The organism is Pseudomonas sp. WS 5021, assembly GCF_012985535.1.
In the GTDB taxonomy this organism is placed as follows: domain Bacteria; phylum Pseudomonadota; class Gammaproteobacteria; order Pseudomonadales; family Pseudomonadaceae; genus Aquipseudomonas.
On the sequence record NZ_JAAQWP010000001.1, the window covers coordinates 419,851 to 442,858 of the forward strand.

Genomic DNA, 23,008 nt, shown 5'->3' on the forward strand with positions numbered 1-23,008 from the left:
TCACCGCACTGCGCTGACCCCATCCAGGGTCGAAAACGACGTGTCCTTGGCCGTCAGCAAAAAGTCGCGCATGTACGGCGCATCCAGCATATCTGCGCGGATCCCGGCGTACAGCGTGGCAAACAGACCCTTCTCCCCCAGCCGCTTGGCCTTCACATAACCCCGCGAGCTGTACTCGTGCAGCGCCCAGTGGGGCATGCCACACACGCCGCGTCCGCTGGCCACCAGTTGCATCATCATCACCGTCAGCTCCGAGGTGCGCACCTGGGCGGGTTCGACGTCGGCCGGTTCCAGGAAACGGGTGAAAATGTCCAGGCGGTCGCGCTCCACCGGGTAGGTAATCAGGGTTTCGCTGAGCAAATCCTCGGGCACGATGTATGGCTTGTTCGCCAGGGCGTGCTGGTTGGCCACGGCGAGCATCGCCTCATAGGTGAACAACGGCACATAGGTGATGCCCGCCAGCTCTAGCGGGTCGGAGGTCACCACCAGGTCCAGGTCGCCACGGGCTAGGGCTGGCAGCGGGGCGAAGGCAAAGCCGGAGGCCAGGTCCAGCTCGACTTCCGGCCAGGCATCGCGGAACTGGTCGATGGTCGGCATCAGCCACTGGAAGCAGCTGTGGCATTCGATCGCCATATGCAGGCGCCCGGCAGTACCGCCGGCCAGGCGCGCAATATCCCGTTCGGCACCGCGCAGCAGCGGCAGGGTGGCATCCGCCAGTTGCAGCAGGCGCAGGCCGGCGCTGGTGAAGCGCACCGGCTTGGTCTTGCGCACAAACAGCGGCATGCCCATGCGCTCTTCCAGCTCCTTGAACTGGTGGGACAACGCCGACTGGGTCAGGTGCAGGCGCTCGGCGGCTTCCACCAGGCTGTCGGCTTCGCGCAAGGCGTGCAGGGTCTTGAGATGACGGATTTCGAGCACGGGCTCTCCATGAAGACAATTTGTGACAAGTTCGGATAGCGTGAGTTTGTCTCATGTTGGCAAATCTGTCGACCATGACCGCTGGGCGCTCTTCATCAAACTGTCACGTAACTGTGGCAGCGCGCTTGAACAAACTTCATCAGACTCGCGCTCTACTGGGGTTCTGCGTTTCGGTGTTTTTCATGCGCGTGTTGCTTTTACTGGCTGCCTTACTGGTCGGCCTGCCGTCTTTTGCGGCGTCTCGATGTGATGTCAATGTCCCGACTGAGCGGGTCGACCTGGACCAGGTGAGCCTGGCGTACCAGAGCATTGGCCGTGCTTCTGACCCAGCGTTGCTGCTGGTGATGGGCTTGGGCGGGCAGTTGATCCATTGGCCGGACGAGGTGGTGGTTGCCTTGTGCCAACAAGGTTTTCGGGTGATCCGCTACGACAACCGCGACGTCGGCCTGTCCACCTGGCGTCAGGCCCCGGCCAGCGCCAACCTGACCTTTGAAGTGTTGCGCTACAAACTCGGCCTGCCGGTGGCCGCGCCCTACACCCTGACCGACATGGCCGACGACGCCCTGGGATTGATGGATGCGTTGCAGGTGCGCCAGTTCCATGTGCTGGGCGCGAGCATGGGTGGGATGATCGCCCAGCACCTGGCGGCCATGGCCCCGCAGCGCGTGGAAAGCCTGACCCTGATCATGACCAGCTCCGGTGCCGAAGGCCTGCCTGCGCCGAATGCCGCGCTGGTACAACTGTTGTCACGGCGCAGTGCGCCCAACCGCGAAGTGGCCCTGGAGCAGCAGGCCGACTTGCTGGCGGCCCTGGGCAGCCCCGAGGTCAAGGATGATCGCCAGGCGTTGTTGCAGCAGGCTGCGCAGTCCTATGACCGGGCGTTCAATCCCGAGGGTGTGAAGCGCCAGATCATGGCGATCCTTGCCGAACCGAGCCGCGTGCCGCTGCTCAACCAACTGCGGGTGCCGACCCTGGTGGTGCATGGCACGGCCGATCCATTGCTGCCGGTGATGCATGGGGTGCACCTGGCGGCGCATATCCAGGGCAGCCAGTTGCGGCTGATCCCGGGTCTGGCCCATCGGTTCCAGGAAGCGTTCAAGGCGCCGTTGCTGGCGGCGGTGTTGCCGTACCTGCAAGCCCACCGCGAAGAGGCGGCGCATTGGGCGCAGGTTGAACCGCTGGCCCCCGCCAAGGTTTTATGACGGCCGCGTAGAGGTGTATGGTGCGAACTTTGTGGCGTGTAATGCCTGCGAGGTTGCCTGAATGAGTACTTCCCTGAAAATCGATTTCGTCAGCGACGTGTCCTGCCCCTGGTGCGTCATCGGCCTGCGCGGCCTGACCGAGGCCCTGGACCAGCTGGGCGCCGAAGTGCAGGCCGAGATCCACTTCCAGCCGTTCGAACTGAACCCGAACATGCCTGCCGAAGGGCAGAATATCGTGGAGCACATCAGCGAGAAATACGGCTTCACTGCCGAAGAGTCCCAGGCCAACCGCGCGCGCATCCGCGACCTGGGCACCGCGTTGGGCTTTGCGTTCCGTACCGATGGCCAAAGTCGTATCTACAACACCTTCGACGCCCATCGCCTGCTGCATTGGGCTGGGCTTGAGGGCTTGCAGTACAACCTCAAGCACGCGTTGTTCAAGGCTTACTTCAGCGATGGCCAGGACCCGTCCGACCACGCCACGCTGGCAATCATTGCCCAGAGCGTTGGCCTGGACCTCAAGCGCGCAGCCGAGATTCTGGCTTCGGACGAGTACGCCGCAAAGGTGCGCGAGCAGGAGCAACTGTGGGTATCGCGCGGGGTGAGTTCGGTGCCGACCATCGTGTTCAACGACCAGTACGCGGTCAGCGGCGGACAGCCGGCTGAAGCGTTTGTGGGGGCGATCCGCCAGATCATCAACGAAGCCAAAAGCTAACAAACACCACCGGCCAAAGGTGGGAGCGGGCTTGCCCGCGAAAGCGGTATATCAGCTAAGTATCTCTTAACTGACCCACCGCCTTCGCGGGCAAGCCCGCTCCCACATTGGCTCCTGGCCCATCCCTTGCATTACCCCCCTAAAGCCCAGCCGGCATGCGGTTGGGCACTGCCAAGGGGTGAAACATTACCTTGAATATTCTCGATCTCGACCACAGCCTCACAGCCCAGGCACCCATTGCCCGGCGTCTGGCCAGTGGTCAGGCCACGCGCCTGGATTTGCTCGACCTGGGTCCGAAACTGCGCCTGTGGTCCACCGAAAAAACCTGGAAACGCTTTGCCCAGCGCCTGGCCCAACGGCCCCGGCCGAGCACGGCGCGGCCGGAAATCTTCTTTGTCGGCTCCGGCGACTACCACCACCTGACCCCGGCCTTTCTCGCCGAAGTGCAAGAGCCGATCAGCCTGATCCACTTCGACAACCACCCCGACTGGGTACGCCTGGCCCCGCGCCGGCACTGCGGCTCGTGGGTCAACCAGGCCCTGAAGATGCCGGCGATCAAGCGCATCGTCACCCTCGGTCCGTGCAGCGATGACCTGCATAACCCGCAACTGCGCGGCGGCAATCTTGGTGCCCTGAAGCGCGGGCACTTGCAGTTGTTTCCCTGGCAGCACGCGCCGTCGAAAGTCTGGGGCCGGGTTGGGGATGGCGCCGGCCATGCACAGCAGGAAAACCACCTGCACTGGCGCAATCTCGCTGAGCTCGACTGGCCTGCATTCCTTGAGCAAATGATCGCCAGCCTGCCTACCGAGGCGGTATGGATCACCCTCGACAAGGACGTGCTGGCCAGCGAAGACGCGGCCACCAATTGGGACCAGGGCGGCATGCGCCTGACGCACCTGTTGCAAGCCCTGCGTGCGTTGGCGGCGAGCAAGCGGATTATTGGCATCGACGTGTGTGGCGAGTTTGCCCGGCCTGCGTTCAGCAACGCGTTCAAACGCTGGGAAGCCAAGTCCGACCAGCCACCGGCCGAACGCTGGAGCGACGACGACCTGCTGCGTAACGCGACCACCAATGAAGCGTTGATCAACCTGTTCGAGGAGCTGTTTCCGTGACCCTGACCGTGGTGTTGTTGGTGGCCTTTTCCATCGTGCTCGATGTGATCGGCCAGTTGTGTTTCAAACTGGGCCTGGACCGCTTGCCGGAGCTTTCCGGCGGGTTTCGCCTGAGTGCCTTCTGGGGCCAGGTGTTCAATGCGCCGTTGCTGTGGGCGGGCATCGGCGCCTATGTCATCGAATTTTTCGTCTGGCTCGAAGCCTTGTCCCGTGCGCCGTTGAGCCTGCTGTTCCCGGCCGCCGCGCTGGCCTATTGCGGGGTGGTGCTGGCGGGCAAAGTGGTGCTGGGCGAAACCGTCAGCCGCCGGCGCTGGTTGGGCACGATGGTGATTACCGCCGGCGTGATGTTGGTGGCTGTAGCAGGAGCACAATCATGAGTGCGCAAGAGATGACTATCCGTCCGGAAGGCTGGCTGCATGGGCGCCTGGGCACGGTCGTGTTATGGGCGCTGTTGATCCTCACCGAAAGCGCCGGGCAGCTGTTTACCAAGGTGGCCGGCGATCAGATAGGGCAGATGGATTTCAGTTGGCAGTGGTTGGCGGCGGTGGCGGTCAACCCGGGGATCCTGGCGGCGATTGCCTGCTATATCGGCGCGTTCTTTGTGTGGATGCTAATCCTGCGACGCAGCAGCCTGTCCCTGGCCTTCCCCTTGAGCTCGCTGGTGTTTGTGGTGGTGTTGCTCGGCTCCTGGCTGGGGTTGGGCGAGCACATCAGCTTGCTGCATTGGGTGGGCGTGGTGGTGATTATTGGCGGGATTGCACTGCTGGCCGAGGGCGAAGAAAACTGAGTTCCCTGTGAAATACGGACTAAATGTGTGAGCGGGCTTGTGTGGGAGCTGGCTTGCCTGCGATGCAGGCGCCTCGGTGTCTCAGTTACACCGCGGTGAGGCTATCGCAGGCAAGCCAGCTCCCACATTTAGATGGGTGTCGCCCTTGAGACAATCAATCGAAGGTATAGCTGATCGCCGTCTGCACCTGTCCCTGGTTGACCTCGCCGGTCTGGCGCACGATGCTGCTGTCGGCCGCCGATCCCAGCAGATGCACCCAACTGGCACTGGTCAGTAACGTCCACTTCGGTGCCAGGGGGATCTGCAAGCTCTGGGTCAGGGTCAGGTTCTGGAACCCGCCGCTGGCGCTGTACGGACGGATCCCGGAGTCTGTCGCCTCATGCTCATCCACCCCGAAAAACGTCTGGGCCTGGCGGCCGTCGGCAAAATGCGCGACCAGGCCCGTGCTGCCAATCACTGCGCCGCCCAGCGGGTAGCCCAACTCCCCACCCAACTTGCCGAGCACGCCGCTCTGCTCGCGGGCACCGCCCACAGCCCGGCCCAGTTGCGCATAGACCCGCCAGAAGTCGGCAGGCGCGTACTGGATAAACCCGCCGACCTCGGCCATGTCCGACACATCCCGCAAGCCCTGTAGCGGCCCGTTGGCCGTGCGTCCCGGCAAGTAATTGAGGTACGGCCCGGCACTCAAGCCATTGCGGTTGAGCGCGCGCCAGGTCAGGCCGTCATCGGTATCGAGGCTGACATCTCCCCAATCCAGGTCGAAGTAAGGCACAGGCACGGTCTGATAACGACTGGCGGCGGGTTCCCGTGGCTGATAGCTCAAGCCCAGGCCCACCTCGCCGCTGATGCCGGCCGCCGCTGCCGAGTCCATCCACAGCCCCAGGACGCCGGCGAATACCAGCGAAGTCACCCTGAACATATTGCTTGCTCCTCTTGCAAAACATGCGCGCATGAACGCGCAGGCGCGGGGGCTTGTGCAAGCACTCATGTTGTTTGTAGCGACCTACAAAATTTGTAGCTTCGCCGCAGCCTTTATCACCCATCCATGCCCGCGAGCCCCAGCCCTGCTGGGTTTTGCCCACTTGGCACAGTCCCTGCTCTATCCCTGGTAACGGCGCATCAGCGCGCTAGCATCCAAGGTAAACGCAGATGAATGACTGGCATATCGTGTGTGACTTCGATGGGACCATCACACCCACCGATGTCATCGACAATGTTCTCCAACGCTTCGCCGGCCCCGAATGGGAAACCATCGAGCAGCAATGGCTGGATGGCCATATCGGTTCGCGCGAATGCCTGAGCCGCCAACTGGCGCTGATCAAGGCGAGCCCGGCCGAACTGCTGGCGTACTTCGACACCGTCGAGATCGACCCGGACTTCCCGGACTTCGTCGACCATGTCCTGGGCCAGGGCGCGTCCCTTGAGGTGGTCAGCGATGGCATCGAGCAAGGCATCGCGCGGATCCTTTCGCGCAACTACGTGACCTTGCTGCCGATCATCGCCAACCGCCTGCGCCAGGTCGACCAGAACAGCTGGCGCATCGACTTCCCCCATGCCAGCGACGCCTGCCGCGCGGCCTCGGGCAACTGCAAATGCAAGTCCACCCCGCGTAACAAACGGGTGCTGGTGATCGGCGACGGCAAGTCCGATATGTGCGTCTCGACCACCGCCGATTTCGTCTTCGCCAAGGGCAGCCTGGCGCAGTACTGCCAGGCCCACGCCATCCCCCATCTGCGCTTTGACACCTTTGCCGAACTGCCGGCCTTGCTGGCCAAGCTGCCCCAGGGCATCGCCGCCAACGCCACCCATTTCACTTTTGAAAATCAGGAACTCTTTCATCATGTCTGATATCCGTATCGCTACCGCCGAAGACCAGGTTCTGCTGGATAAAGAAGCCAAATACTGCTCCTACGGCGACACCGTCCACTACATCGACCCTCCGCGTATCTTCAGCCGTTGCGAAGGCTCCTACGTGTGGGACACCGAAGACCAGGCCTACCTCGACCTGCAAATGTGGTACTCGGCGGTCAACTTCGGCTACGCCAACCCGCGCCTGAACAATGCGCTGAAACAGCAGATCGACACCCTGCCGCAAATCGCCAGCCAGTACCTGCACAAGGGCAAGATCGAGCTGTCGGAAATGATCGCGGTGGACGCCAAGAAAAAATTTGGCCTCGATGGCCGGGTGCATTTCAACGTCGGCGGTTCGCAGTCCATCGAGGATTCGCTCAAGGTCGTACGTAACGCCACCAACGGCAAGAGCCTGATGTTCGCCTTCGAGGGCGGCTACCACGGGCGCACCCTTGGCGCGTCGTCCATCACCTCCAGCTACCGCTACCGTCGTCGCTACGGCCACTTTGGCGAACGCGCCAACTTCATCCCGTTCCCGTACCACTTCCGTGGTCCCAAGGGCATGACCAAGGAAGAATACGGCAGCCACTGCGTGCAGCAGTTCGCGCGCCTGTTCGAGACTGAATACAACGGTGTGTGGGACCCGAAAGTCGGCCAGAGCGAGTACGCAGCGTTCTACGTCGAGCCGATCCAGGGCACCGGCGGCTACGTGATCCCGCCGATGAACTTCTACAGCGAACTCAAGCAGGTGCTCGACCAGCACGGCATCCTGATGGTGGTCGATGAAATCCAGATGGGCTTCTGGCGCACCGGCAAGTTGTGGTCGATCGAACACTTCGATGTGCAGCCGGACGTGATCGTGTTCGGTAAAGCCCTGACCAACGGCCTCAACCCCCTGGGCGGCATTTGGGCCAAGGAAGAGTTGATCAACCCGAAAATCTTCCCGCCGGGTTCCACCCACTCAACCTTTGCCTCCAACCCGCTGGGTACGGCGGTGGGCCTGGAAATGTTCAAGATGACCAGCGAAGTCGACTACGGCGCGATGGTCATGGCCAAGGGCAAATACTTCCTGGAAGGCCTGCAAGAGTTGCAAAAGCGCTTCCCGATCATCGGCGACGTCGATGGCCTGGGCCTGGCCCTGCGCTGCGAAATCTGCGGCCCCGATGGCTTCACCCCGGACAAGGCGACCCTGGACTACATGGTTGACGAGGGCATGAAAGGCGACATGCTGGTCGACGGCCAGAAACTCGGGTTGATCCTCGATGTGGGCGGCTACTACAAGAACGTGATCACCCTGGCGCCGTCCCTGGAAATCAGCTACCCGGAAATCGACCTGGGCCTGAAGCTGCTGGAGCAACTGCTGACCCGAGCGATGAAGCGGTGAGCCTGGCCGATATCGATCTCGGCGAAGGCAACGCCGGCTTCGTTCTCGGCAACGGTCCGGTCGGGATCCTGTTGATCCACGGCCTGACCGGCACCCCGACCGAGTTGCGTCGGGTCGCCCAGGGCCTGGCCAAGGCGGGCAACTGCACGGTGTACGTGCCCACCCTGGCCGGGCACTGCGGGGGCAACGAAGACCTGCAGGCCACCGGCTGGCGCGACTGGTACGAGGGTGTGCGCAAGACCTTTGTCGGCGTGCAGCAGCGCCATGCGCAGGTGTTCGTCGGTGGCTTGTCCATGGGCGCGGTGATGTCGATGTACCTGGCCTCGGAGTTTGCGGGCCAGGTCGCCGGGTTGCTGATGTACTCCACGACCCTCAAGTACGACGGCTGGAGCATCAACAAATTTGCCTTCATCACGCCGTTGCTGATCCGTATTCCGTTCGGCGTGCGCCTGTTCCGTTTTACCGAGAAGCCGCCCTACGGCATCAAGAACGAACGCCTGCGGGCCATCGTCGAGCGGCAGATGAAAGAGGGCGAGAGCAGCGAGGCGGGGTTGTTGACCATGGAGGGCGTCACCGTACGCGAGCTGCACTGGATGAACGCGGTGGTGAAAAAACGCATGCCGTCGATCAAGACCCCGGCGCTGGTCCTGCACTCCATCGAGGACGACATCACCAGCCGCTGGAACGCCGACTACGTGGAACGCCACCTGGGCGGCCCGGTAACCAAGATCCTGTTGGATAACTGCTACCACATGATCACCGTTGACCTGCAATACCGGCGGGTGATCGAGCTGAGTGCGGACTTTATTGAACAACACACCACCCCTGTGGACGAATATCTCCGGGCTTGACACCGCCCCCTGTGGGAGCGGGCTTGCCCGCGATGGTCGTGAACGATGACGCATATGGCCCGGTTTACGCGGTGTTTTTAGATGAAGGAAACGCTGTGATCAGCACTAAAGCCTATTCAACTATCCAAGCCATCGACCGCAGCGCCTGGAACGACTGCTTTCCCCAGGCCCTGGAAGATTGGGACTACTACGTTGCCGTGGAAAACGCCGCCATCGAGGATTTCCAATGGCGCTACCTGGCCCTTTATGAGGATGGGCAACTGCTGGCCGTTGCCCCGGCGTTCATCACCCATTACCGCCTCGACACCACCGTGTCGGGCATCGCCAAACGCTTTACTCAACGCCTGGAGCGCTGGCGGCCCGGGGTTTTGCGCCTGGGCCTGTATGCGATCGGCTCGCCGGTGGCCGAGCAATGCCATGCCGGTGTCGCCAGCCACGTGCCCGCTTCACGCCGTGGCGCGTTGTTGGCACACCTGCTGGCCGCCGCGCGCCGGGATGCCGATGCCTTTGGCATCGGCTTGCTGGCCGTCAAGGACGCCCCAACCCTGGACCCGGACTGGGCCGACAGCTGCAAGGCTGCCGGCCTGCACAGCATGCCGAGCCTGCCTACCGGGCTGTTGCCGCTGCCCTACGGTTCGGTGGATGCCTACCTGGGCTCCCTAGGCAAATCCACGCGCAAGGACTTGCGGCGCAAGATGCGCGCGCCGGGGCCGCAGGTGGAGTGGCGGGACAATATCGATGATGTGCTGCCGGATATCATGCGCCTCTACGAGGCCACGCTGGCCCGCGCTGACTTGCAATTCGAACGCCTGCCCGCCGGGTATTTCAGCCAGGTGCTCGCCCAGCTTGAACAACGGGCGCGCTGTGTACTTTACTGGGTGGACGGGCAACTGGTGGCGTTCAACCTGGTGCTGCTGGACCAGCACCGGCTGATCGACAAGTTCTTTGCCCACGACCTGGCCCACAGCCGCGAACATAACCTGTACTTTCGCAGTTGGCTGACCAACGTCGACTACTGCATCGCGCACAATATTGCGTTGTATGAGTGCGGGCAGGCCGGGTATGCCAGTAAGCTACGCCTGGGCTGCGAGTTCGCGGGTAATGCGCTGTTCTTCCAGCATCGCAACCGCCTGCTCGACACCCTGCTCAAGCTGGTAAGAATGTTTATTCGCCCGGACCGATCCGACCCTGCCATGGCTGCTGCAATAAGCGAAACCCGATGATTGCCAAAACCCGCCAGAAAGCCCGCCCGTTTGCCATTTCCCGCTGGAGCCTGCAGCGCAAGCTGGTGTTGGCGTTCTGGCTGGTGACGGTGATCCCGACGATGATCGCCGCGGAGCTGGCAGCCACCACCCTGTCGCAGATTTTCGACAGTAACGTGCGCATCTGGCTGCAAGAGTCGACCCGCATCGTCAAGGATGAAGTCAGCGACATCCTGCACGACAACGCCCGTGTCGCGCAGATCTTCCTGCGGTATGTGCGTCCGCCCTCCAGCCATGAAGCGATGCGTCATGACCGTTTGATCGCGGACATTGCCAGCGCCACTGATATTGACGTGGTGACGCTGATTCGCAGCAGTGACAGCAAGGTGATGTTCAGCACCGTGGGCGATGATGTGGTGAAACAAATCAGCCTCGCTCCCAATGCCGTACTGCAAACCGTGCAGGTCGGCGGCGTGGCCACCGGGGCCGTGATTTCGTCGTTCGAGACCAGCCAGGATGGCGTCGACTATGAACTGCTGGTCGGCACCTACCTGGACAGCAGTTTCCTGACCAGTGTCGCCGAGGTGCATTCCCTGGACTTGCGCCTGTACCTGGCCAATACCGATGGTTTCTCGGAGATCTTCTCTACCCAGCGTTTTGAAGACCACCCGACCCGCGTGCCGAAATCCGTGGAAACCCTGCTGCGCAGCACCAAGCAGCCCAGCGAACAGTTCACCAGCAACTACAGCGGCCTGTACTGGCCGATCTTCAATGACACCGGCGAGTTGCAGGGTGTGATCTTCAGTGGCCTGCTGCGCCACACCAGCCTGGTGGGGCTGGTGAACCAGAGCAATCTGTTCGTGCTGATCTTCCTGCTCAGCTCTGCCTTGTCCCTGGGCGCCGGGGTGCTGGTTTCCCGGCACCTGACGCGGCCGCTGCGCGAGTTGTCCCAGGGCGTGAGCGCGGTGATCAGCGGCAACTACCAGCACCGCGTGGCCGTCACCGGCGGTGACGAGCTGGCGCAACTGAGCAGCACTTTCAACCACATGACCGAACGCCTGGGTGAGTTGCATCACCTCGAAGCGCAACTGCGGCGCCGCGATCGCCTGCATGCCCTGGGCGAAGTGGCGATGGGCCTGGCCCATGAAATCCGCAACCCCCTGGGCATCATCAAGACGGCGACCCAACTGCTGCACCGCCGCGCCGATCTACCGGAGACCGACAAGCGCCACCTGGAATACGTGATCAGCGAAGTCAGCCGGATCAATGACCTGATCACCGACTTCCTCGACTTTGCCAAGCCCAGCGAACCGCTGCGCAGCCAGCAACTGGCACGGCCGCTGGCGCAAGAAATCCTCGGTTTCTGCGCGCCGGAGCTGGCCAGTCATGCCATCGACGCGCACCTCGACGACCAGGCGCCCGGCGCGACCCTGTATGTGGACGCCAAGCAAATCAAGCAGGCGTGCCTGAACCTGATCCTCAATGCCGTCGATGCGATGCCCGAGGGTGGGCGCCTGACGTTGGGCATCAGCCGCGTCGAACACTTCACGGTGATCAGCATCAGCGACAGCGGCCCGGGCATCGCGCCGGAAATGATCGAGCGGATCTTTACCCCCTTCGTCACCACCAAGGCCTCGGGCACCGGCCTGGGCCTGGCGAAAGTCTACTCAATCATGGAAAGTCACGATGGCCGCATCGAGTGCACCAGCGAGAAGGATGCGGGTGCTACCTTCAGCCTGTACATACCGGCCAACGGTGAAGATGACGGCGACGACGAGGACAGTCATGACGCATAACATATTGGTGGTCGACGACGAGCCCAAGCTCTGCGACTTGCTGGCGTCGGCCCTGAGCCAGAACGACATCCAGGTGTTTATCGCCGGCAACGGCCTGCATGCCCTCAAGGTGCTGGAGCAGGAAGACATCGACCTGGTGATCAGCGACTGGCGCATGCCCGGCATGGACGGCCCGCAACTGCTGGCCGAGATCAAGGTGCGCTACCCGCAGTTGCCGGTGATCGTGATGACGGCCTACAGCACGGTGAAAAATGCCGTGCAGTCGATGCGCAATGGTGCCTACGACTACATTGCCAAGCCCTTCGATATCGACGAGCTGGACATCACCGTGGCCAAGGCCTTGCAGTTTCGCGACATCATGCGCGACAACGCACGGCTGCGCGCCGAGCTTGATGAGCACGCCCAGTTCGACAGCCTGGTGGGTGACAGCCCGGCGTTTCGCCGGGTGTTACAGGCGGTGGATTCGGTGCGTGAGAGCAATGCCACCATCTTGCTGACCGGCGAAAGCGGCACCGGCAAGGAAATGGTCGCCCGCGCCATTCACAAGCATGGCAACCGTGCAGACAAACCCTTTGTGGCGGTCAATTGCGCGGCGATCCCCGAAGGCTTGCTGGAAAGCGAAATGTTCGGTCATCGCAAAGGCGCGTTTACCGGCGCCGTGGCTGACCGGGTAGGGCGCTTCATGCAGGCGGACAAGGGCACGCTGTTTCTCGACGAAGTTGGCGATATGCCCTTGGCGTTGCAGGCCAAAATCCTGCGCGCCTTGCAGGAACGGGTGATCGAGCCGGTGGGTGACCCGCGTGAACGCAAGGTGGATGTGCGGGTGATCGCCGCCACCAACAAGAACCTTCTGGATGCGGTGGCGAACAAGGAGTTTCGCGAGGATCTCTACTACCGTCTCAACGTCTTCCCGATCCCGCTGCCCGCCCTGCGCGAGCGTGTCGAAGACATCGCCCCCCTGGCCCGGCACTTTGCCCGCAGCCTGAGCGCCACAGCCGGCAAACGCATCACCGGCTTCAGCGCAGATGCCTTGCAGGCCATGGCCGCCTACAACTGGCCGGGCAATATCCGCGAGCTGCAAAACTGCGTGGAGCGCGCGACCATCGTGGCGGCCAGCCCGGTGATCGAGGACATTGACCTGCCGGCCTATCTGTTTGCGTCCCAGCCGACGGCGGGTGATGTAACGACGATTCTCAGCGAAGGCCCGGGCGTGCCTCGGGACCTGGATGCGGCGCTGGCAGAAGTGGAGAAGGCGTACATCCTGGCGGCGTTGCAGGAGAGCAATGGGGTGCAGGCGGCTGCGGCGTCAAGGATCGGGATCTCCGAGCGCAGCTTCTGGTACCGCTTGAAAAAGCTCGGCATCCAGATTGACAAGATCGTGCGCTGAGTCCTGGGAGTCACACAGCTCCCACAAGGGATTGGGGAAGCACATTGAGCAAATGTAGGAGCTGTCGAGCTTTAGCGAGGCTGCGATGCGGGCAACTGGGTTTTGCAGGTGTACCGAGTCGATCCCATCGCCGCCTCGCCGGGGCTCGACAGCTCCTACAAGGGATCGGGGAGGCACACGGAGCAAATGTGGGAGCTGTCGAGCTTTAGCGAGGCGGCGATGCAGGCAGTTCGGTTTTGTAGGTATACCGAGTCGATCCCATCGCCGCCTCGCCGGGGCTCGACAGCTCCTACAAGGGATTGGGGAGGCACACGGAGCAAGTGTGGGAGCTGTCGAGCTTTAGCGAGGCTGCGATGCGGGCAACTGGGTTTTGCAGGTGTACCGAGTTGATCCTATCGCCGCCTCGCCGGGGCTCGACAGCTCCTACAAGGGATTGGGGAAGGACACGGAGCAAATGTAGGAGCTGTCGAGCTTTAGCGAGGTGGCGATGCAGGCAGCTCGGTTTTGCAGGTGTACCGAGTCGATCCCATCGCAGCCTCGCCGGGGCTCGACAGCTCCTACAAGGGATCGGGGAAGGACACGGAGCAAATGTGGGAGCTGTCGAGCTTTAGCGAGGCTGCGATGCAGGCAGCTCGGTTTTGCAGGTGTACCGAGTTGATCCTATCGCAGCCTCGCCGGGGCTCGACAGCTCCTACAAGGGATTGGGGAAGGACACTGAGCAAGTGTGGGAGCTGTCGAGCTTTAGCGAGGCTGCGATGCAGGCAGCTCGGTTTTATGGGGGTGTCGAGTTGGTCCAGTTCCCACAGGGGAGCGGTGGAGTGTCAGGCGTGGATTCGAATCCACACACTCACCAGCACCGTCGCCGCCATCAACCACGCCACTGCGGCCACCGCCAGTGAGGCCTCCAGGCGCATGCGATCGACCATCACGTACAGCGTCGCCAGGTACACAAAGTACGGAATGATCGACCACATGCCGAACACGATGGTGGTCTTCAGATCGTCTACCGACCGGCCCTTGCCGACGATGTAGTGGGCGATCAGGGCAAAGGTCGGAAACAGCGGCACCAGGCCGGCGATGTAATAGTTCTTGGTTTTGGCCAGCACCGCCAGGAGCAATACCACCGCCGCACCGAGGGCGGCCTTGAAGACTAAATCCACGCAGTTCTCCTTAATGGCTCAGGCCGTATTTCTTGACCTTGTCGAACAGGGTGGTCTTGGCCATTCCCAGTTCCAGGCTGGCCTGGGTCAGGTTGCCGCCGCTGCGTTGCAGGGCGTCGCTGAGCAGGTTGCGTTCAAAGGCTTCCACCGCCTCGGTAAAGGCCAGGCCATGGTTGTCGGGGCTGGTGCCGCTTTTCTTGAAGGCCGGCAGGCCCAGGGCAAAACGTTCGGCGACGTTGCGCAGTTCTCGCACGTTGCCGGGCCAGTCGTGGCTCATCAGGCTGGACAGGGTCTGGTTGTCCAGTTCCGGGGCGATGCGGTCAAAGCGCAGGGAGGACTGCTGCAGGAAGTGTTCGAACAGTTGCAGGATATCTTCACGACGCTCGCGCAGCGGCGGCAGTTCCAGGGTGACCACGTTCAGGCGGTAGTACAGGTCGCTGCGGAACTGGTTGGCGCGACTCAATTCGTCGAGGTCGGACTTGGTGGCGGCGATCACCCGGCAATCCACGGCCACGCTCTGGTTCGAACCCAGGCGTTCCAGGGTGCGCTCCTGCAAGACCCGCAGCAGTTTGATCTGCAGGTTCATCGGCATGCTTTCCACTTCGTCGAGGAACAGCGTGCCCTCGTGGGCATGTTCGATCTTGCCGATCCGCCGTTTGCCCGCGCCGGTAAAGGCGTTGGCTTCGTGGCCGAAAATCTCGCTTTCGAACAGGTTTTCCGGCAGGCCACCGCAGTTCAGGGCGACGAACTGGTGGGCGTGGCGGCGGCTGAAGTCGTGCAGGCAGCGGGCGACCAGCTCCTTGCCGGTGCCGGTCTCGCCTTCGATCAGCACGTTGGCCGAGGTGTCGGCGACGTTGGCGATCAGCTCGCGCAGGTTCTGCATCGCCGGCGAGCGCCCGATGATCCGGCCTTCCAGGGAGTCACGCTCGGCCAGTTGCCGGCGTAGCGCCCAGACCTCCCGGGCCAGGCCGCGCTGTTCGAGGGCGCGGCGCACCACGTCTACCAGGCGCTCCGGGGAAAAGGGTTTTTCCATGAAGTCATAGGCACCGTTGCGCATCGCGCCCACGGCCATGGAAATATCGCCGTGGCCGGTGATCAGCACCACCGGCAGGCTTTTATCCAGGGCCTTGAGGCGGGTCAACAGCTCCAGGCCGTCGATACCGGGCAAGCGGATATCGCTGATCACAATGCCGGCAAAGTTTTCGCCGACACGTTTGAGAGCCTCTTCGGCGCTGGCCACGCCGACGCTGGGAATATCTTCCAGGGCCAGGGCTTGCTGGCAGCCGAGCAACACATGGGGATCGTCTTCGACGATCAGCACGGTCAGTTCGGTATTGGGTTGGCTGTTCATATCGATTCGCCGGGTTGATGGCCTGCCAGGGGCAGGCTCAGGACAAAGGCCGTACCACCAACGGCCGGGGGCTCGACGGCCAGGTTGCCGCCGGTGGCCGCTGCAAGGCTGGCCGACAGGGTCAGGCCCAGGCCCAGCCCTTGCTCGCCGGGTTTGGTGGTAAAAAAGGGTTCGAACAGATGCTTGCGGGTCTCAGGGTCGATGCCATGCCCGTTGTCCCGCACCCGCAGGCGATATTTTCCGTCGCTGATATCACTTTCCAGCCACAGCTCGGGGGCGGGTTGGGCGTGCATCGCATCCAGGGCGTTGCCGATCAGGTTGACCAGGATCTGCTCCAGGCGCGTCTGGTCGATCTGCAACAGGGCCTGGCTAAAACCACGGTGGACGGTCAGCGGCAGGCTGTCGAGGCGGCTGCCCAGGACCTGGAACGCCGCATCCACGGCCTTGCCCAGGCTGGCTTCGCCCTGGTCGTCGCCGCGTCGGGCAAACGAGCGCAGGCTGGCGGTGATGCGGCCCATGCGGTCGATCAGTTCGTTGATGGTCTTGAGATTGGTGCTGGCAGTATCCAGGGCTCCGCGTTCCAGGAAGCGCACGGTGTTGCCGGACAAGGTGCGCAGGGCCGCCAGGGGCTGGTTCAGTTCATGGGCGATGCTGGTGGACATCTGGCCGATGGCCGCCAGTTTGCCGGCCTGGACCAATTCGTCCTGGGCGCGGCGCAGGGTTTCTTCGGCCTGGCGGCGTTCGCGGATCTGCGCCTTGAGCCGTTCGTTGCTGGCCCGCAGGTCGGCGGTGCGCTCGGCAATCCGCCGCTCCAGCTGGTTGTTGGCTTCTTGCAGGGCCTCGCGGGCAGCCAGGCGCGTGGCGATCACCTTGCGTCGCTCGTTCCAGGCAATCAGCAGGAACGCCACCAGGGCAAAGGCCACGGCGACGAGGATGCCCTGGTTGATCGCCGCCTGGCGCAGGTCGTTGAGCGGGGTGAGCAGGGTGAAGTTCCACGGCGTGTCGTTCAGCGGTCGGGTCTGGGCGAGGTAGGTGACTTCCTGGTCGTCGGTCACCACTTCACTGTTGGCCGGGAACGTCAGCTTCTCGGTACCAGCATCCAGCTGTTCGCGGGCCAGGGGTTGCAGTTCGTTGAGGGTCGCCCAGTAATATTGCAGGCTGCGAGCCAGGCGCTCCTTGGTATCGTCGCTCAGCGGGCGCACGGCCTTGAGCCGGCGCGCCGGGTCGCTGGAGAGGATGATGATGCCGTTCTCATCGCTGACAAAGGCTTCCAGGCGCGCGCGCTGCCAGCGTTCTTCCAGCGCTTCGAGGCGCACCTTGACCACCGCGACGCCAATGATCTTGCCGCGTTCTTCCAGGCCATGGGCCAGGTAGTAGCCGGGTTCGCCATTGGTGCTGCCGATGCCATAGAAACGGCCGGGCTGGCCACGCACGGCATTCTGGAAATAGGCGCGGAACGACAGGTCTTCACCCAGGTAGCTGTCAACATCGCGCCAGTTGCTGGTGGCCATCACACGGCCGGTGGTGTCCATCACATAAATCGCCCGACTGCGGCTACGCCGGTTCAGGCCTTCGAGGTATTCGTTGACGGCTTGCCGGTGTTCCGGGCTTGGCTCGGCCAACAGCCTGGAGACGCTGGATTCCAGTTCCAGCAGGCTGGGCAGGTAGGTGTATTTGCTGATCTCACTCTCGACCGTGCGCGCATGCAGCTCCAACTGACGCTCGCCGTTCTCGCCCAGGGTGCGGATGCCGTAGTGCTCGCTGGTCCAGAAGCCGATAAAACCCAGGCCGATCATCAACAGGATGATCAGGGGCGGCAGGAACAACTGGCGAATCAGACGAGGCTTCACGGCAAGTGATGGCGGCGCGGCGCGATAGAGGGTGGGGTCGCATTTCATCACAGATGCCTTGGGTCAACCAGCGCTTGCCTGGACCGGTGTGGGAGCAGGCTTGCCCGCGATGACGGTAGGTCAACCACAGACAGGTTGACTGATACGCCGCAATCGCGGGCAAGCCCGCTCCCACAGGGCCCGGTTTCTACAGTGGACGCTGTGTTGTGCTTAGTGCTGCAGGATTTTCTCGAGGAAGTGCTGCGCACGTTCGGAACGGGCGCTGATATCGCCGAAGAACTCATCTTTAGGGCAGTCTTCGATGATCTTGCCGGCATCCATGAAGATCACACGGTCGGCCACTCTGCGGGCGAAGCCCATTTCGTGGGTCACGCACATCATGGTCATGCCTTCCTGGGCCAGTTGCACCATCACGTCCAGCACTTCGTTGACCATCTCCGGGTCCAGGGCTGAAGTCGGTTCGTCGAACAGCATGACGATCGGGTCCATGGCCAGGGCACGGGCAATCGCCACGCGCTGTTGCTGGCCGCCGGAAAGCTGGCCTGGATGCTTGTCCTGGTGCGCCGACAGGCCCACGCGTTCGAGCAATTGCAGGGCTTTCTTCTTGGCCTCTTCTTCGCTGCGGCCCAACACCTTCACCTGTGCGACGGTCAGGTTCTTGATGATGGTCATGTGCGGGAACAGTTCGAAGTGCTGGAACACCATGCCCACGCGCGAGCGCAGTTTCGGCAGGTTGGTCTTCGGGTCGGCAATCGAGGTGCCGTCGACCACAACGTCACCTTTCTGGAACGGTTCCAGGGCGTTGACGCACTTGATCAGGGTGGACTTGCCCGAGCCGGATGGCCCGCACACCACGATCACTTCGCCTTTTTTGACATCAGTGCTGCAATCGGTCAGCACCTGGAAGTCGCCATACCACTTGTTGATGTTCTTGATAGAGATCATACGGCAAACCTTTTTTGCAGACGCTTGACCAGCAGCGAGGCGGCAAAGCTGATGATGAAGTAGACGACACCGGCAAAGATCAGGAACTCATTGGAGCGGCCGATAATGTCGCCGTTGGAGCGGGCGGAGTTGAGGAAGTCCACCAGGCCCACGGTGTAGACCAGCGAGGTGTCCTGGAACAGGATGATGCTCTGCTGCAGCAGCAGCGGGGTCATCTTGCGAAACGCCTGGGGCAGGATGATCAGGCGCATGGTCTGGCTGTAGGTCATGCCCATCGCTTGTGCCGCAGCCATCTGGCCCTTGGGGATCGACTGCACGCCGGCCCGCACGATTTCGCAGAAGTACGCCGCCTCGAACATCATGAAGGCCACGACGCAGGAGGTGAATGCACCGATTGGCGTGTCTTCGCCAGTGATCCAGCGCAATACGAATGGTACCGCCAGGTAGAACCAGGTGATCACCAACAGCAGCGGGATCGAGCGGAAGTAGTTCACATAGGCGCCGGCCACGCGCGACAGCAGTTTGCTGGAGGACAGGCGCATCAAGGCCAGGATGGTACCGAGGAAGATACCGCCGACCACGCCCATGACCATCAGCTTCAAGGTCATGACCATGCCGTTCCACAGGCCGGGCATGGCTGGGATAATGCCGCTGAAATCGAAGTCCATTATTTGCCCCCCACGGAAATCAGGCCAGGCACCGCGACTTTCTTCTCGACCAGGCGCATCAGCAGCATCAGGCTCATGTTCAGGGTGAAGTAGATCAGCGTGGCCAGGGTGAAGGCTTCAAACAGGTTGGCCGAGAATTCGGCGGTCTGCTTGGTTTGTGCCAGCAATTCCATCAGGCCGATCAAGGACGCCACGGAGGAGTTCTTGAACACGTTGAGGAATTCCGAGGTAAGCGGCGGGATGATGATCCGGTAGGCCTGGGGCAGCAGCACGTTCCAGTAGATCTGTGACAGGCTGAAACCCATGGCACGCGCGGCGGCTTCCTGGCCGCGAGGCAGCGCCTGGATACCGGTACGCACTTGTTCACATACGCGGGCGGCGGTGAACAGGCCCAGGCACACGACAACGCTCAGGTAGGCCGAGGTGGTCGGGTTCAAGTCTTGTTTGTACCAGTCCTGCAGGTTTTGTGGCAGCAGGTCAGGTACCAGGAAGTACCAGATGAACAGCTGAACCAGCAGCGGCACATTACGAAACAGTTCCACGTAGCAGGTGGCGATGCCGGCTACGAGGCGGTTAGGCATCGTGCGCATCACACCCAGCATCGAGCCCAGCAGCAAGGCGACGATCCATGCCACGACGGCGATGGCGATGGTCCAGCCCAAACCGGAGATGAACCAGTCGAGATAAGTCTCGCTGCCCACGCCGGTGGACTTGAAGAATACGCCCCAGTCCCAGTTGTAATTCATTAGGGTCTCCCCCGAAATCGATCGATGTACAAGCACCCGCTTGGGGAAGATCCATTCCCGCCTGACGGTGAACGTCAGACACACACGATCGGCTCGCAAACCGCCAGGTCGAGTGTTCCAAATAATGCCAGCAGGTAGTAACAGGCACCTGAGGGAGGGTTGGCTCCCCCAGGGGATAAGGTTAGTTCGGAATCAGGACTTTTTTTCAGCCGTTTTGTCGTCGGCCGCTTTGTCGGTCGGATTGGCGATCAGGGCCTTGAGTTCGTCGCTCATCGGGAACATCAGGTTCAGGCCTTTTGGTGGGATCGGCTTTTGGAACCAGGTGTCGTAGATCTTGTTGATCTCGCCCGACTTGTAGGTAGCAACGATTGCATCGTCGACTGCTTTCTTGAACGGTGCATCGCCTTTGCGAACCATGCAGCCGTAGATTTCGTAGGACTGTGCAGTCCCCGTTACAGCCCAGTCGTCTGGCTTCTTGGCCTTGGCCATCTCACCGGCCAGCAGCGCATCGTCCATCATGAAGGCAACGGCGCGGCCGCTTTCCAGCATCTGGAAGGACTCACCGTGGTCCTTGGCGGAGATCACGTTCATGCCCATCTGCTTATCAGCGTTCATGGACTTGAGAATGCGCTCGGACGTGGTGCCGGCGGTGGTCACGACGTTCTTGCCCTTGAGGTCAGCGAAATCCTTGTAGGTCGAGTCCTTTTTGGACAGCAGACGGGTACCGATTTCGAAGATGCCGACGGAGAAGTCGACTTGTTGCTGACGTTCAACGTTGTTGGTGGTGGAACCACACTCAACGTCCACGGTGCCGTTCTGCACCAGCGGGATACGAGTTTGCGAAGTGACCAGGTTGTATTTGACCTTCAGCTCGCCTTCCTTCATGCCGAGGTCTTTCTCGACAGCTTTGACGATGGCCAGTTGAATGTCGTGGGAGTAGCCCACTGGCTTGCCCGAACCATCCGCAATGTAGGAAAACGGAATGGAGGCGTCGCGGTGGCCCAGGGTGATGGTGCCCGACTCTTTGATTTTCTTCAGCGTGCCGGTCAGTTCGGCGGCGAAGACTGGAGTGCTAATCAGAGCGGCAGCAATGGCTGCGCCCAAAATATGGGGAACGATACGCATCAATACTTCCTCGACATTTGTTTTTTTTATGAAGCCTGGACGGCTCTTTCGATACAGCGAATGCCTGTGACGGCTCCTGAAGCATCTCAGGCAAACACGTCCCAAGTGTAGAGCATGAGTCGTGCCAGACTGCTAATAAAGATCTAACTATATGATTTATATGGTTATTAACTTTATGTGACGATGTTTATCCGGTGTTTAAGTCCGGCAAACCGAATAGGGGGAGGTATCGCGTTCGGAAAACCGAATTTGTAGGAGTCTGCTTACGATGTGCGAGCCAAAAAAAGCCCCTGGACCTTTCGGTGCAGGGGCTTTGTCATTCAGGCCGCTTCGATCTTGCTGCGGTTCTGCTCGACCTTGACCAGGTAGCGCTGCAGGTTTTCCTGCTCCTCGGGGGTGGTGAACAGCCCCAGTTTGGTGCGGCGCCACAGGATGTCGTAGGCCTGGGTCGCCCATTCCTCGGCGCACAGGTAGTCGACTTCCCGGGTGTACAGGCCACCACCCAGGTGCTCGCCCAGGTCGGCCAGCGATTGCACGCCTTCGAGCAGGCGCCAGGTGCGGCTGCCATAGGTGGTCGACCAGCGGCGGGCGATTTCGCTGGGGATCCACTCGAACTTGCTGCGAATGTCCGAGGCCAGGGCTTCCGGGGTGCTCATGTCTTCGCCGCCGGGCAGGCTGGCCTTGGCCGTCCAGCTTGGCTTGATATGCGGGAAGTACGGGGCCAGTTGCGCCAGGGCCGACTCGGCAAGCTTGCGGTAGGTGGTCAGCTTGCCGCCGAACACCGACAGGATCGGCGCTTCCTCGCCAGTACCGGACAGCGCCAGGGTGTAGTCGCGGGTGATGGCCGACGGGTTATCCGACTCGTCGTTGCACAGCGGACGCACGCCGGAATAGGTGTGCACGATATCGTCGCGGCTCAACTGCTGCTTGAAGTGGGCATTGACCACCTTGAGCATGTAGTCCGTTTCACCTTCGGTGATCGCCACTTTCGCCGGGTCGCCGGTGTACTCACGGTCGGTGGTGCCGATAATGGTCAGGTGGTTGAGGTACGGAATGGTGAAGACGATACGCCCGTCCTCGTTCTGCAGGATGTGCGCATGGGCGCCTTCGTACAGTTTTGGCACGATCAGGTGGCTACCCTGGATCAGGCGGATGCCGTAGGGCGAATCGAGCTTCAAGTCATCCTTGATGAATTTGGCGACCCACGGGCCGGCCGCATTCACCAGGGCCTTGGCGCGGATCGACAACAGGCTGCCATCGGCGCGTTCCAGGTGCAGGTGCCACAGGCCCTTGCTGCGACGGGCGCTGACGCAACGGGTCTGGGTGTGGATATGCGCCCCTTTTTCCCGGGCGGCCATGGCGTTGAGTACTACCAGGCGTGCGTCGTCGACCCAGCAGTCGGAGTATTCGAAGCCCTTGGTGATCTCGCTTTTCAGCGGGCTGTCGGCACCGAACTTCAGGCTCTTGGAACCTGCGAGTTTTTCGCGCTTGCCGAGGTGGTCATACAGGAACAGGCCGGCGCGAATCATCCAGGCCGGGCGCAGGTGCGGGCGATGGGGCAGCACAAAGCGCATCTGCTTGACGATGTGCGGAGCCTTGGCCAGCAGCACTTCGCGTTCGGCCAGGGCCTCGCGCACCAGGCGGAATTCGTAATGTTCAAGATAGCGCAGGCCGCCGTGGATCAGCTTGCTGCTGGCGGACGAGGTGTGGCTGGCCAGGTCGTCCTTTTCGCAAAGGAATACCGACAGGCCGCGACCGGCCGCGTCTGCCGCGATGCCCACGCCATTGATCCCACCACCGATAACGGCAACATCATAGACTTCGGCAAGGGGTGGAGCAGGCAAGGTAGAAGGGGTCATCGGCTGGCCTCGCGATCTTTATTTATATTTGAATTCGAACATTAATGTTCATTTGCGAAAATGGTAGCCTATAAACGCAGGCACAGCCAGTCGACTTCG

21 protein-coding genes are annotated in these 23,008 nt (G+C 61.7%); 11 read left to right on the forward strand and 10 right to left on the reverse strand.

The window, feature by feature from the left end; translation table 11 throughout:
- Nucleotides 1-918, reverse strand: coding sequence for a transcriptional regulator MetR (gene metR / locus HBO19_RS01880; RefSeq protein WP_032859924.1), 918 nt, complete (start codon nt 916-918; stop codon nt 1-3).
- Nucleotides 919-1,100: 182 nt separating this feature from the next.
- On the opposite strand from metR, the gene HBO19_RS01885 reads away from it, so the two are divergent.
- The 5 genes from HBO19_RS01885 (at nt 1,101) to HBO19_RS01905 (ending at nt 4,734) form a co-directional block, all read left to right on the forward strand.
- On the forward strand, nt 1,101-2,120 hold the full coding sequence (locus tag HBO19_RS01885) for an alpha/beta hydrolase (protein ID WP_169954469.1): 1,020 nt from the start codon (nt 1,101-1,103) through the stop codon (nt 2,118-2,120).
- A gap of 61 nt (nt 2,121-2,181) precedes the next feature.
- Nucleotides 2,182-2,835, forward strand: coding sequence for a DsbA family oxidoreductase (locus HBO19_RS01890; RefSeq protein ID WP_169954468.1), 654 nt, complete (start codon nt 2,182-2,184; stop codon nt 2,833-2,835).
- A 191-nt stretch (nt 2,836-3,026) separates the two neighbouring features.
- On the forward strand, nt 3,027-3,947 hold the full coding sequence (locus HBO19_RS01895; protein WP_170041821.1) for an arginase: 921 nt from the start codon (nt 3,027-3,029) through the stop codon (nt 3,945-3,947).
- Nucleotides 3,944-4,324 carry a transporter gene (locus HBO19_RS01900; RefSeq protein WP_170041822.1) on the forward strand — a complete coding sequence of 127 codons (381 nt, stop codon included), beginning with the start codon at nt 3,944-3,946 and terminating at the stop codon, nt 4,322-4,324. Before HBO19_RS01895 ends, HBO19_RS01900 begins: the two co-directional genes overlap by 4 nt.
- Nucleotides 4,325-4,335: 11 nt before the next feature.
- Nucleotides 4,336-4,734, forward strand: a complete 399-nt coding sequence (locus HBO19_RS01905; protein ID WP_170041958.1) for an EamA family transporter — start codon at nt 4,336-4,338, stop codon at nt 4,732-4,734.
- 154 nt (nt 4,735-4,888) lie between these two features.
- Here the strand turns inward: HBO19_RS01905 and HBO19_RS01910 are convergent, their stop codons facing one another.
- Nucleotides 4,889-5,653 (reverse strand): MipA/OmpV family protein, encoded by a 765-nt coding sequence (locus HBO19_RS01910; protein WP_170056798.1) that lies wholly within the window; start codon nt 5,651-5,653, stop codon nt 4,889-4,891.
- A gap of 230 nt (nt 5,654-5,883) precedes the next feature.
- On the opposite strand from HBO19_RS01910, the gene HBO19_RS01915 reads away from it, so the two are divergent.
- The 6 genes from HBO19_RS01915 to HBO19_RS01940 all read left to right on the forward strand — a co-directional run bounded on the left by HBO19_RS01915 (nt 5,884) and on the right by HBO19_RS01940 (nt 13,205).
- Nucleotides 5,884-6,582 (forward strand): MtnX-like HAD-IB family phosphatase, encoded by a 699-nt coding sequence (locus HBO19_RS01915; protein ID WP_170056799.1) that lies wholly within the window; start codon nt 5,884-5,886, stop codon nt 6,580-6,582.
- Nucleotides 6,575-7,969, forward strand: coding sequence for an aminotransferase class III-fold pyridoxal phosphate-dependent enzyme (locus HBO19_RS01920; RefSeq protein WP_057438348.1), 1,395 nt, complete (start codon nt 6,575-6,577; stop codon nt 7,967-7,969). Before HBO19_RS01915 ends, HBO19_RS01920 begins: the two co-directional genes overlap by 8 nt.
- Nucleotides 7,966-8,820 (forward strand): alpha/beta fold hydrolase, encoded by an 855-nt coding sequence (locus tag HBO19_RS01925; RefSeq protein ID WP_170041825.1) that lies wholly within the window; start codon nt 7,966-7,968, stop codon nt 8,818-8,820. Before HBO19_RS01920 ends, HBO19_RS01925 begins: the two co-directional genes overlap by 4 nt.
- Nucleotides 8,821-8,915: 95 nt before the next feature.
- On the forward strand, nt 8,916-10,043 hold the full coding sequence (locus HBO19_RS01930) for a GNAT family N-acetyltransferase (RefSeq protein ID WP_170056800.1): 1,128 nt from the start codon (nt 8,916-8,918) through the stop codon (nt 10,041-10,043).
- The gene (locus HBO19_RS01935) at nt 10,040-11,818 is read left to right on the forward strand and encodes an ATP-binding protein (RefSeq protein WP_169954461.1); all 1,779 of its coding nucleotides are present in this window, start codon (nt 10,040-10,042) and stop codon (nt 11,816-11,818) included. The genes HBO19_RS01930 and HBO19_RS01935 overlap by 4 nt, the downstream gene beginning before the upstream one ends.
- Nucleotides 11,808-13,205 carry a sigma-54 dependent transcriptional regulator gene (locus HBO19_RS01940; protein ID WP_169954460.1) on the forward strand — a complete coding sequence of 466 codons (1,398 nt, stop codon included), beginning with the start codon at nt 11,808-11,810 and terminating at the stop codon, nt 13,203-13,205. The genes HBO19_RS01935 and HBO19_RS01940 overlap by 11 nt, the downstream gene beginning before the upstream one ends.
- An 821-nt stretch (nt 13,206-14,026) precedes the next feature.
- Here the strand turns inward: HBO19_RS01940 and HBO19_RS01945 are convergent.
- From HBO19_RS01945 to glpD, 8 genes are all read right to left on the reverse strand, one after another.
- Complete coding sequence (locus HBO19_RS01945) at nt 14,027-14,365, reverse strand: GlpM family protein (RefSeq protein WP_057438356.1); 339 nt, start codon at nt 14,363-14,365, stop codon at nt 14,027-14,029.
- A 10-nt stretch (nt 14,366-14,375) separates the two neighbouring features.
- Entirely contained in the window at nt 14,376-15,716 is a 1,341-nt protein-coding gene (locus tag HBO19_RS01950) for a sigma-54 dependent transcriptional regulator (RefSeq protein WP_170041828.1), read from the reverse strand.
- A complete protein-coding gene (locus tag HBO19_RS01955; RefSeq protein ID WP_170056801.1) occupies nt 15,713-17,614 on the reverse strand; it encodes an ATP-binding protein in 1,902 nt (633 codons plus the stop codon). Before HBO19_RS01955 ends, HBO19_RS01950 begins: the two co-directional genes overlap by 4 nt.
- 162 nt (nt 17,615-17,776) lie before the next feature.
- Nucleotides 17,777-18,511 carry an amino acid ABC transporter ATP-binding protein gene (locus HBO19_RS01960; RefSeq protein WP_170041829.1) on the reverse strand — a complete coding sequence of 245 codons (735 nt, stop codon included), beginning with the start codon at nt 18,509-18,511 and terminating at the stop codon, nt 17,777-17,779.
- Nucleotides 18,508-19,179 (reverse strand): ABC transporter permease subunit, encoded by a 672-nt coding sequence (locus tag HBO19_RS01965; RefSeq protein WP_169954456.1) that lies wholly within the window; start codon nt 19,177-19,179, stop codon nt 18,508-18,510. Before HBO19_RS01965 ends, HBO19_RS01960 begins: the two co-directional genes overlap by 4 nt.
- On the reverse strand, nt 19,179-19,925 hold the full coding sequence (locus tag HBO19_RS01970) for an amino acid ABC transporter permease (protein WP_169954455.1): 747 nt from the start codon (nt 19,923-19,925) through the stop codon (nt 19,179-19,181). The genes HBO19_RS01965 and HBO19_RS01970 overlap by 1 nt, the downstream gene beginning before the upstream one ends.
- A gap of 192 nt (nt 19,926-20,117) precedes the next feature.
- Nucleotides 20,118-21,050, reverse strand: a complete 933-nt coding sequence (locus tag HBO19_RS01975) for a glutamate/aspartate ABC transporter substrate-binding protein (RefSeq protein WP_170041830.1) — start codon at nt 21,048-21,050, stop codon at nt 20,118-20,120.
- Between the two features lie 320 nt (nt 21,051-21,370).
- Nucleotides 21,371-22,909 carry a glycerol-3-phosphate dehydrogenase gene (glpD, locus tag HBO19_RS01980; protein ID WP_170056802.1) on the reverse strand — a complete coding sequence of 513 codons (1,539 nt, stop codon included), beginning with the start codon at nt 22,907-22,909 and terminating at the stop codon, nt 21,371-21,373.
- Between the last annotated feature and the right edge of the window lie 99 nt (nt 22,910-23,008).

Excerpts from the sequence above, each read along its gene's own strand:
- HBO19_RS01960 (WP_170041829.1), bottom strand. The coding sequence starts at position 18,511 with ATGATCTCTATCAAGAACATCAACAAGTGGTATGGCGACTTCCAGGTG.
- HBO19_RS01905 (WP_170041958.1), top strand. The coding sequence starts at position 4,336 with ATGACTATCCGTCCGGAAGGCTGGCTGCATGGGCGCCTGGGCACGGTC.
- HBO19_RS01885 (WP_169954469.1), top strand. The coding sequence starts at position 1,101 with ATGCGCGTGTTGCTTTTACTGGCTGCCTTACTGGTCGGCCTGCCGTCT.
- HBO19_RS01920 (WP_057438348.1), top strand. The coding sequence starts at position 6,575 with ATGTCTGATATCCGTATCGCTACCGCCGAAGACCAGGTTCTGCTGGAT.
- HBO19_RS01970 (WP_169954455.1), bottom strand. The coding sequence starts at position 19,925 with ATGAATTACAACTGGGACTGGGGCGTATTCTTCAAGTCCACCGGCGTG.
- HBO19_RS01935 (WP_169954461.1), top strand. The coding sequence starts at position 10,040 with ATGATTGCCAAAACCCGCCAGAAAGCCCGCCCGTTTGCCATTTCCCGC.
- HBO19_RS01950 (WP_170041828.1), bottom strand. The coding sequence starts at position 15,716 with ATGAACAGCCAACCCAATACCGAACTGACCGTGCTGATCGTCGAAGAC.
- HBO19_RS01890 (WP_169954468.1), top strand. The coding sequence starts at position 2,182 with ATGAGTACTTCCCTGAAAATCGATTTCGTCAGCGACGTGTCCTGCCCC.
- HBO19_RS01975 (WP_170041830.1), bottom strand. The coding sequence starts at position 21,050 with ATGCGTATCGTTCCCCATATTTTGGGCGCAGCCATTGCTGCCGCTCTG.
- HBO19_RS01955 (WP_170056801.1), bottom strand. The coding sequence starts at position 17,614 with ATGAAATGCGACCCCACCCTCTATCGCGCCGCGCCGCCATCACTTGCC.
- HBO19_RS01915 (WP_170056799.1), top strand. The coding sequence starts at position 5,884 with ATGAATGACTGGCATATCGTGTGTGACTTCGATGGGACCATCACACCC.
- glpD (WP_170056802.1), bottom strand. The coding sequence starts at position 22,909 with ATGACCCCTTCTACCTTGCCTGCTCCACCCCTTGCCGAAGTCTATGAT.
- HBO19_RS01940 (WP_169954460.1), top strand. The coding sequence starts at position 11,808 with ATGACGCATAACATATTGGTGGTCGACGACGAGCCCAAGCTCTGCGAC.
- HBO19_RS01910 (WP_170056798.1), bottom strand. The coding sequence starts at position 5,653 with ATGTTCAGGGTGACTTCGCTGGTATTCGCCGGCGTCCTGGGGCTGTGG.
- HBO19_RS01965 (WP_169954456.1), bottom strand. The coding sequence starts at position 19,179 with ATGGACTTCGATTTCAGCGGCATTATCCCAGCCATGCCCGGCCTGTGG.